At 40.3% G+C, this 9,550-nt stretch carries 9 protein-coding genes; 4 read left to right on the top strand and 5 right to left on the bottom strand.

Annotated elements, in window-relative coordinates; all coding sequences use genetic code 11:
* A partial coding sequence (locus VB654_RS06165) for a transketolase (protein ID WP_323212704.1) occupies window positions 1-1,054 on the bottom strand: 1,054 nt, incomplete at its 3' end.
* Between the two features lie 289 nt (window positions 1,055-1,343).
* On the opposite strand from VB654_RS06165, the gene VB654_RS06160 reads away from it, so the two are divergent.
* Window positions 1,344-1,559 carry a hypothetical protein gene (locus VB654_RS06160; protein WP_323212702.1) on the top strand — a complete coding sequence of 72 codons (216 nt, stop codon included), beginning with the start codon at window positions 1,344-1,346 and terminating at the stop codon, window positions 1,557-1,559.
* A 260-nt stretch (window positions 1,560-1,819) separates the two neighbouring features.
* The gene (locus VB654_RS06155) at window positions 1,820-2,350 is read left to right on the top strand and encodes a DUF2202 domain-containing protein (protein ID WP_323212700.1); all 531 of its coding nucleotides are present in this window, start codon (window positions 1,820-1,822) and stop codon (window positions 2,348-2,350) included.
* Between the two features lie 3 nt (window positions 2,351-2,353).
* Here the strand turns inward: VB654_RS06155 and VB654_RS06150 are convergent, their stop codons facing one another.
* Window positions 2,354-3,802, bottom strand: coding sequence for an FAD-binding domain-containing protein (locus VB654_RS06150; protein ID WP_323212698.1), 1,449 nt, complete (start codon window positions 3,800-3,802; stop codon window positions 2,354-2,356).
* Between the two features lie 344 nt (window positions 3,803-4,146).
* On the opposite strand from VB654_RS06150, the gene VB654_RS06145 reads away from it, so the two are divergent.
* Window positions 4,147-4,701 (top strand): acireductone dioxygenase, encoded by a 555-nt coding sequence (locus VB654_RS06145; RefSeq protein ID WP_323212697.1) that lies wholly within the window; start codon window positions 4,147-4,149, stop codon window positions 4,699-4,701.
* Window positions 4,702-4,764: 63 nt separating this feature from the next.
* Here the strand turns inward: VB654_RS06145 and VB654_RS06140 are convergent, their stop codons facing one another.
* Window positions 4,765-6,975, bottom strand: a complete 2,211-nt coding sequence (locus VB654_RS06140; RefSeq protein ID WP_323212696.1) for an adenylate/guanylate cyclase domain-containing protein — start codon at window positions 6,973-6,975, stop codon at window positions 4,765-4,767.
* On the bottom strand, window positions 6,975-7,676 hold the full coding sequence (locus VB654_RS06135) for a DUF928 domain-containing protein (protein ID WP_323212694.1): 702 nt from the start codon (window positions 7,674-7,676) through the stop codon (window positions 6,975-6,977). Before VB654_RS06135 ends, VB654_RS06140 begins: the two co-directional genes overlap by 1 nt.
* A 523-nt stretch (window positions 7,677-8,199) precedes the next feature.
* Here VB654_RS06135 and VB654_RS06130 point away from each other — a divergent pair.
* Complete coding sequence (locus VB654_RS06130) at window positions 8,200-8,796, top strand: hypothetical protein (RefSeq protein WP_323212693.1); 597 nt, start codon at window positions 8,200-8,202, stop codon at window positions 8,794-8,796.
* Window positions 8,797-8,890: 94 nt separating this feature from the next.
* Here the strand turns inward: VB654_RS06130 and VB654_RS06125 are convergent, their stop codons facing one another.
* Window positions 8,891-9,526 carry a bifunctional 4-hydroxy-2-oxoglutarate aldolase/2-dehydro-3-deoxy-phosphogluconate aldolase gene (locus tag VB654_RS06125; RefSeq protein ID WP_323212692.1) on the bottom strand — a complete coding sequence of 212 codons (636 nt, stop codon included), beginning with the start codon at window positions 9,524-9,526 and terminating at the stop codon, window positions 8,891-8,893.
* Window positions 9,527-9,550 lie beyond the last annotated feature (24 nt).

Below are 9,550 nucleotides of genomic sequence, written 5' to 3'. Positions count from 1 at the left end.
TATAAGCTTCGGCAAAATCTTCGGCATAAGTGGAATTACTCACCTCTGCATCCAGGACAATGACATTGGGTTGTGCAGCGCCTAATGCGACTAAAGCATCACCATAAGCTCGTCGTGTTGCGACTTTTGCATCTTTGTCATATTTGGGGAGTTGCAATGGTTGAGGATTACCGATGCTGACTAGTTGTCCTTGTCCTTCAGGTGTATCCACTGAAATTATAATCTGTCTTTCGCCACCTAACTCAGAAATTGCTCGTTTGGCATCCTCAGATTTGAGGGCTTTGCCATGCCAACCCCCTAAGTCTTCTAGAGAAGCGACACCTTTACCTTTCTTAGTGCGGGCGATAATCACCGTGGGGCGATCGTTCACAGTCACCGCCGCGCTGTATGCTTGATCTATCTCGGTTAAATTATGACCGTCAATTTCAATAGCTTGCCAACCAAACGCCGTAGCACGTTTAGCATAAGCTTGTGTATTCCAACCCAATTCAGTTTGACCCCGTTGACCCAGGCGATTAACATCAATAATGGCAATTAAATTATCTAGAGTATAGTGTGCAGCATGGTCAAAAGCTTCCCAAACTGAGCCTTCCGCCGTTTCACTATCACCAAGCAGCACCCAGGTATGATAAGGTAATTGGTCTAAATATTTACCTGCTAAAGCTATCCCCACCCCAATGGGTAATCCTTGTCCTAGAGAACCAGTGGCGACATCAACCCAAGGTAAAATCGGTGTGGGATGACCTTCTAAACGACTACCAAAATGCCGGAGCGATCGCAATTCGTCATCATTGATGACACTGACTGCTTTATACATACTATAAAGTAGAGGTGCAGCATGACCTTTAGAGAGAATCAAGCGATCGTTATGGGGATTATCTGGATTCTGGAAATCATAGCGAAGATACTTAGAAAGTAAAACCGCCATCAAATCCGCCGGTGACATAGACGAGGTAGGATGACCAGAACCCGCAACTGTAGTAGTACGAATACTATCTACACGTAACTGTTGCGCTAACTCATGCCATCCGTGCAGTTGCTCCTGTGTGGTCATAAGACTTTTCCTAAATCAAAATACAGGTAATTTATAAAATTCGGCAATCTTTGGCTAACTTGAGCTATTTCCCAGTAGAAATTACCACTATAGTTCTATGACAAAATAAAGATTTTCATGTTTAATTTTGTTAACAGCAGTAACTTAGCCAATCACCAAGATTGTGCAGAAAATTATTTCAATCTTCCTGGGTTCACTTTAGAGATTAGGAGGTGTAATAACTTCTTTCTAATGGAATAACTACTCATTATTTCTTAGGGTACATATGATTTCACCACCTAAAAAACTATTGTCTAAAACAATTCAAGAACATCCCTCTCAAGAACCGTCTCAGCAAGATTCACTCATTGCTAAAGGCTGGCAACGCGAACAATACATTGGCATTACTATACTTCTTATCAGCTTGATTGCTGCTGTGGGATATTTTAGCCGCAGATTTGAATATGCTTTGTTGTTTGCTTTTATTTTCAGTATAATTTTAATAGTTTTCTTGTTAGCAATTTAAGATACCATTAAAAGTACCCCAAAGTGGACAGAAGAAGGATGGTAGTGAGACATATATAATAGGACTCCTATTTGAATTTTGATAGCTTGCGTGGCGTAAGCCATACAAAACGACCTATTCCTTGATTCCCTGTTCCCTGTTCCCTGTTCCCTGTTCCCTACCTCTACGAGTAAATATGGCTACGCCACGCTACGCGAACATAAACCAAACCGGATTCCCATAGCAAAAGTCAAAACTGATTCAAACATGAGGAATAAATTATGAGTGGTCAAAAACATCGCCGCCGACAGCATCAAATATCTAGATTAAATCATCAAAATAAAACTGGTTTGTGTGGTGAAGCAAGCGCTACTAGTAACACTAGCCCAACCTCCCCTGTTCATCTTCATACCGAGTTAAATACCGAAACCCAACAGGCAATGATTGATGCCATTAACGATGAATATTATGCCCGTGCTTTTTATACAGCAGTAATCAACAAATTTGGAGAAGTACGTCCTTTTAGCAACATTGTTCATGCTGAAAATAGACACGTTTCTTTATGGAATTCCCTATTTTCTAAATACGGAGTGCCAATTCCTGCTGATACTTATACGGGAAATATTCAAACGCCCGATACTCTTCAAGCTGCCTGTCAAGTAGGAGTAGAATCAGAAATAGCTAATGTCCAAATGTATGACCGCTTTTTAGAATTTGTGCAAGAAACAGATTTACGAGCTGCATTTACCCAACTGCGCCATGTTTCTCAAAATAATCATCTTCCTGCTTTTCAACGTTGTGCGGGTAATTAGCCGTCAAGATGCAGAATTAGTGAGAATTTTTTGCTGTTGATACATCTGCTTAAACAAACCTTGTTGCACCTTATGATCTACAATCGGTGCAGGATAATCAATACTTTGAAGCTCCAAAGGTGGAATCTTTCCAGTTACTAAATACTCTGTATCTACAGACCGCAATTCTGAAACCCATTGACGAATATATTCACCTTCTCCATCAAATTTTTGGGCTTGACTAGCAGGGTTAAAAATTCTTAACGGTTTCGGGTCCATGCCACTAGAAGTACTCCATTGCCAACCCCCATTATTAGCAGACAAATCACCGTCGATGAGTTTCTGCATAAAGTATTTTTCTCCCAATTGGGGATTTATGATTAAATCTTTAGTTAAAAAACTAGCCACAATCATCCGACAACGGTTGTGCATCCAACCCATTTCATTTAATTGGCGCATTGCAGCATCCACAATAGGATAGCCTGTTCTCCCCTCACACCAAGCCTGAAAATATTTATCGTTATTTTGCCAGGGAAAGTTTTTGAAAGTGTCACGATAAGCACCCTCAGCTAATTCCGGGAAGTTATACATAGCGTGTTGATAAAACTCCCGCCAGGCTAATTCCTGTTGCCATGTGCGGATACTAGCTGCTGTTTCTTCGCTGCGGCTAAATTCTTGCGCCTCTAATGTGGCTTCCCACACCTTACGAATGCCAATCACACCAAATTTCAAAGCTGCACTCAGTCTTGATGTCCCATCAATGGCTGGAAAGTTACGCTGTTCTTGATATTCAGTGATAGCACTAGCAGTAAATTTCTCTAATTGTTCTTGGGCTGCGGCTTCTCCTGGTGCAATACTTAATTCTCCATCCCAGATAAATCCTAAATCTCTAGCTGTGGGTAATGGAACAACTCCGGCTTGTTTAGCAATTTCCTGTTCAGCCTTGGTTAAACCTGTGGCGTTTTGCAGTGTTTCTACTGATTTGGCTTTGGGTTTGCTATGCCAATTTTTCCAGAAAGGACTGTAAACAGTGTAAGGACTTTTCGCACCTGTGCGAATCTCGTCTGGTGCGTGGAGAATCTGATCCCAATTTTCCAGCAGAAATTCAATGCCTTTTGATTTTAGGATATCAATTATTGTGCGATCGCGTGTTTGAGAATAGGGTTCTACATCCCAGTTCCAAAATACAGCCTTGGCATTTAACGCTTCCCCTAAAGCTGGTATGGCTTGTACAGGATTGCCATGTAGAATTAATAATTGGCTACCGACTTGTGCATATCGCTGTTGTAGTGCTTGTAAACAGCCAATCATATACGTAACTCTTGCCGGGGCGACATCATCCCGTTCTAAAATCTGTGTATCCAGGCAAAACACGCCCACAACTTTTGCACTCCGTTCTCTGGCCGCAGCTAGTCCTGTATTATCGGAAATACGTAAATCACGACGATGCCAAAACAAAATTAAGTCAGACATTCCACACCCATCTTAGTTCGCTTGTACTAGATTAGACCCTTATGGTATTTTTGCACATCATTCTGCCGACAAATTTTTCCTGAGATGAAAATCACCGGACTACACAGGGTAAGATATGATTAAATCAGAATCTCCGGTATGTCTATCGGGATGGTGGATTACTGAGTTAAAGTTAAATAGAAGTAAGTCATCGTAAATAATTCAAGGTTTGTCGTCAGGACTAAAATCCTGAATTAAGGGCTAAAGCCCTGACTACGAGCTAAATTACTATATTTTTACATTACTTCACATAGTTAGCTTTATTCTCGCCAACTTACTTAGTTTTTTTATTTAGTATTTTTGTCATGCCCACCTTATTACTAGACGACGGCACAATCAAGAGGGATTTCCATGAAATAGTCAGAGAAATTTCGCCTCTTGGCATTCATTTAAAACATTATGACTCAGGAACATCACTGCTTTGCCCCCATCTTCTAGAACAGGATGTTTTGACTGGTGCAGAGAAAAATTCTATAATAGAACTGCATAATAGCGTTTTTGAATTTCTTCAGCAAGAAAATGGCTATATGTGGTGTGATGTGTTGAATATACATCCAGGTTTACCAAATCTCCAAAATTTAATCGCTACTTATAGCCGTTACCATCACCATACTGCCCCTGAAGCTCTCTACATATTGGCGGGAGAAATGATTTTTGGTTTTGTTAAACCCGATGGTCAACAGGTACAACTATTAATTCAATCCCAAGATTATATCCACATTCTCGCAGGTGTAGAACATTGGTCTAGTCCTACAGCTTTGTTAGATTTGAAGGCGGTACGCTATTTCACATCTGTAGAAGGATGGATTCCAAATTATACGGAAACTCAGTTGAGTGATTCTTTGAATAAGCCACAATAAAACAGTTTTAAACTTTTTTGGCATATCCAGATCCCAACTTCTTTAAGAAGTCGGGGATCTATATCATAAATTATTTAACACTGAAGTTATTTCAGGAGGAATAGCTGTAAAACGAATTAGGAAATGATGACCATCAAAATCTAATTTTCTGATTACTTTAGCATAAAAATGTCCTAAATCTGTAGCTGATTCTGATTCAATCAATAACTTAAGTTTAAGATTGCTAAATAGTTCTAAAGCATGAAGCGATCGCAGTTGTGCTTCTTTGGGTGAGAGACTAACTAATGAACCCTGTAATAAGGTTCCCAGGTCGTGTTTTCCTTGTAAAATTGTGTATTCAATAGGCAATTCTTGACTTAATTTAACCATTTTTTCATCATCTTTAGGCAAAAATAGGTTGTATTTACCGCCAATGCCACGAATATCATATATGGTTACAGGGTCTTTGATTCCTTTGGGTTCTATTTGCAGTTCTCCGACAATTTCCACATCAATATCGGCATCTTTGCAAGTATTTTCAGAAATCAAAATCTGCCCTCCCACAGTATAAGTCTCAATGCGGGCGGCTAAATTCACATGACTGCCAATAATTGTGTATTGAGCGCGTTTTTGAGAACCTATATTTCCCGCTACTACGTCACCTGTATTGATCCCAATTCCCATTTCTAGGATTGGTAGATCCATTTGCTGATTCTTTGCGTTTACTTGCTGCATTGCTAATTGCATTGCTACCGCACAAGCGATCGCTCTTTGAGAATCATCTGCACGACAAATTGGCGCACCAAACATCACCAAAATACCATCGCCCATAAACTCGTTAATTGTGCCTTGATACTGGTTAATCACATCAGTCATTGCGCCCAAATAAAGATTGAGAATTTTTACGACTTGCTCTGGGGGAAACTGTTCAGCAATAGCGGAAAATCCTCTTAAATCGGACATGAGTGTAGTGACTTTTCGCCTTTCTCCCCCTAGCTTTAAGCCAGAAGGAGTTTCCAGGATATTCGCCACGACTTCATCTGTGAGATAACGCCCCAGAGTTTTTCGCATCTCGGTAACACTTTGGGCAATATACTGAGTCAGAGCGATCGCAGATCCACCCAACGCCAACAGTAAAGGGACAATAGGAATCCACCACCCAGCCAGAAACGCCAAAAAGCTGCTAACAAGTAAACCAGCACCCACGAAAGAAATACTCACAACCATCACAATTTTTTGGTGATTGCTGTGACGTTCTAACCAACATAAAGTAGCACCAAGAGTTGAGCAACCCAATATCAATAGCCATTCTATGGCTTCAGGTAAAATCTTAATCAGTGGACGACCATCTAAAGCCGCACTCAAAATTTGACTAATTAAATTAGCATGAATTGTTACACCCGCCATGCGTTCGGGATGAGTCAATATATTACTACTATAAGGCGTATAAAATAAATCTTTCAAACTTTCAGCACTTGCACCAATTAAGACGATTTTGTCTTGCATTAACTGGCTAGGAATGCGGTCTGCTTGCACATCTGTGAGAGAAATATAGCTAAACTTATTTATTCCGCCTCGATAGTTTAACAGAACTTGATAGCTGCCGGCATCGGCTCGAACATAACCGCCATCATTAGCTTCAAAAATTGGGAAAATCCCTTTACCTAACTGTAAATAATTAGGGTTATGGGCGGCTGGCTTTTCGGTAATTCCTGCTGATTGTAAATATAATAATGCTAATTTCAACCCAAAACTTGTTAAAAATTGGTCATCGTCTAAATTGACATACAACAATCCCCGGCGAATTTTGCCATCACTATCTAAAGGTAAGTCATTAGCTCCAATTTGCTGACGTTCCTTGAGTAAAGGAGATGGATTAACAGCAGAACTATCAAAAGTATCAGAAACCTTTTGCACTCCAATTAAATTCGGTGTAGAAGCAAATACTGCAAGTAAGTCTTGATGACCAGGATTTACAGGTAAATCACGATAGATATCTAAACCAATGGCTTTGGGTTGCTGTTGTTTAATTTTCTCTAACACAATGGCTAGAGATTCATCAGACATTGGCCATTGTTTTTGTTGACGAACATCTGCTTCATTAATGTCAACTATAACAATCCGAGAATCTACAGGCTCTGGTGGACGCAGAAGAAAGAATTGATCCAGTGCTGCTAATTCCAACAATTGTAATAATCCAGTCAAGCGCAGCGCAATTACTAAGACTGTAATATGAGGAACTGCAATTATTACACCCCGCCATTGCCAAATTTTGGGTTTCAGTGTTGACCACATTATTTTGCTAATGAATTCTCAGAGGTACAGCAATCAAGGAAAGGTTCAGAGGCGATCGCATCTAACTTAACCGAGGTGAAAAATTTTCGCCAATTCAATTTGACGCTGAGACTATTCGGTTCTGCACGACGTAGTTCTACCAAACTAGTTAGCGCTTCATGCCAAATTCCAGCTTCCGCATAGATAGTAGGCAAAGTCCGCAGATTTGCTGTTTCTAACGCTGTGGATAGGGGTAATTCTGGCTGAACACGTTCCACCCAACCATTTACCCCCGGATTGCCGCTAAAGTCATGAGCATCACACACAATGTTTAAATACCAATTGTAACTTTTACCGACTTCCAGTGCATCGACACTTTCAGGAAGTGTAAAGCTAATAATTCCGGGTTGATTCGGAAGTTGCAAAGTTGTTTCATAAACGACTTTTTGAGAGTTATCAGTTAAGAGTAGAAACCTAGCTGTTTTCACTGAAGTTACAGGTATATACCAGAAAAATGTCGGGTGTGTTGCCAATGTCAGCCCCAATTTATCTGGAGGTATTAAAGAAGTTAATCGTTTATTTCCCCTGAGACAAGTCATACCACGAGTTGAACCACCAGCACTTGCGGGAGGCGCACCCCTTTTTGGTGGTTTAAAGGTCTGACTAATTTGCCAAGTTTTTTTGGTATAACCAGGCTGATATGATGTCTGTGCTGAAGCCATAAGCGGGTGAAAATAGAAAGGTAAGGAAAAGGCTACAAAGTATCGAGATATTTGCTTCCAGTTCATATTGATATATTAAATCCTGTGAATTACCTACTACTACCATAATCTAGCAGTCCATTCCTGAATTTCCCCGTAGGTTTACGTAAAACTCTAAAATCATTCCCAGCTATCAACAAACGCACCAGAAACCAAGCTAAACCTCAGTTTGGCATCGAGAAACGGGTTTTAATGACCTGAAAATATTCGAGAAAATACTGAACCCACTTTCGTCTTGCCAGCAGTTGGGGAGTGTGGGATTGAACGATGAAGTGCAAAATCAGGTTTTTTCAGTTTAAATGCTGAAATCATATCTGAGTCAGCACACAGGAAGTATTTAGAGACTTCCAAATAAAAAAATATCCCGTCGTTTTGAGTACAGGGTGCAGGTTTTTTGTGGAGTTCTCTTAGGTAAATTTTTAGATTTGTTTAAGGGAGCTACTATAGTAATTATTAAATGATATATGAACATAAGGAGTAAACAATGACTAAAAATCAATCGGAAAATGATTCAGAAAACTACAAAGATTGGTATTGTTTTTATGGCGATGGCGAAACTCATGATAAAAAAATTGATGAACTTCCAGCATCACCTCCTTGGCAAAAATTTTTAGATATTGAAAAAGACTCAGAACTAGATAAAGAAATTGAGCAATCTCAAGAAATACAGCAAACAGATATCAAACCTACAGAGTCTAGCATTTTTCAAGTATTTGCTGGAGAATACACTTGTTCAGTTAAATGGGGTGGAGAAACAGGTATTTGGCGTAAAGAATCACAACCAGAACATTTATGGATTTCTTCACAAGGTGAAGTGCAGTTTCGTTCTCGTTTTGGGTTGGCGGTAATTCAAGATTTAACGGTAAATGAGCAAAGGTTATCTTGGGATTTTGGTGATAATCAAACTGCTGCTAGTATCACTTTTAAGGTAAATAGCAAAGATAGCTACTTTTGGGGAGATAATCAAACAGGAAAGTTATTTCAAGGATGGTTGAATTATCCCAAGGAAGGCAAAATAGATTTTCGAGGTAGGTTGGTAATTAGTGATCCATTACAAAGTTTTCCTCCAATTCAAGGTTAACTTTTGAAAGCGCGACGACCTCTCCTACATTAATGGTTTTCGGGTTGTGTGTGCCGTCGGGAAGATTCTACAGTAGCCCTTTACAGTTCTTTGATTATGTTGTGACGCTCTGCATTAGTTGATTGGCCTGAGACGCGATCACTTGCCAATTTCCTTGTATAATCAGGTTTTTAGGAAATAATTGACCACTCAAACCCACAGCGATCGCCCCAGCTTGGATAAATTCTGGAGCATTTTCTAAAGTTACTCCTCCAGTGGGAATTAAGGGAATTTCACCCAGTGGCCCTTGTAAACTTTTAATATAATTAACTCCTCCCACCGCTTGCACAGGAAACACCTTCACACAGCTTGCACCCTGATTCCAAGCAGTGACAATTTCTGTAGGAGTCATTGCACCGGGGATAATTGGCACATCTTGTTTGACTGCGGCTTGAATCATGGCAGAATCAACGTGGGGAGAGAAGAGAAATTGCGCCCCAGAAGCGATCGCCTCTTGCAATTGTCCGACATTAAACAGCGTCCCCGTGCCAATGAGACAATTTGGTAACTCCGCCCGTAATAGACTAATTAATTCCCCAGGGCGATCGCTATTCCAGGTAACTTCAATCAGCCCCATTCCCCCAGCCGCAGCAGCCATAGCCATATTTTGAGCCAACCGCATATCTGAAGCGCGAATAACTGCGATCGCACGGTATTTTTGCAGATGTGATAACCAAACTTGATCAGACATTTCATAAAAACGTGAGTTCTGCTT

This window comes from Nodularia sp. UHCC 0506 (assembly GCF_034931045.1).
In the GTDB taxonomy this organism is placed as follows: Bacteria; Cyanobacteriota; Cyanobacteriia; order Cyanobacteriales; family Nostocaceae; genus Nodularia.
Note: the sequence above shows the minus strand (reverse complement) of the source record. Positions and strands in the feature narration are given on the sequence as shown.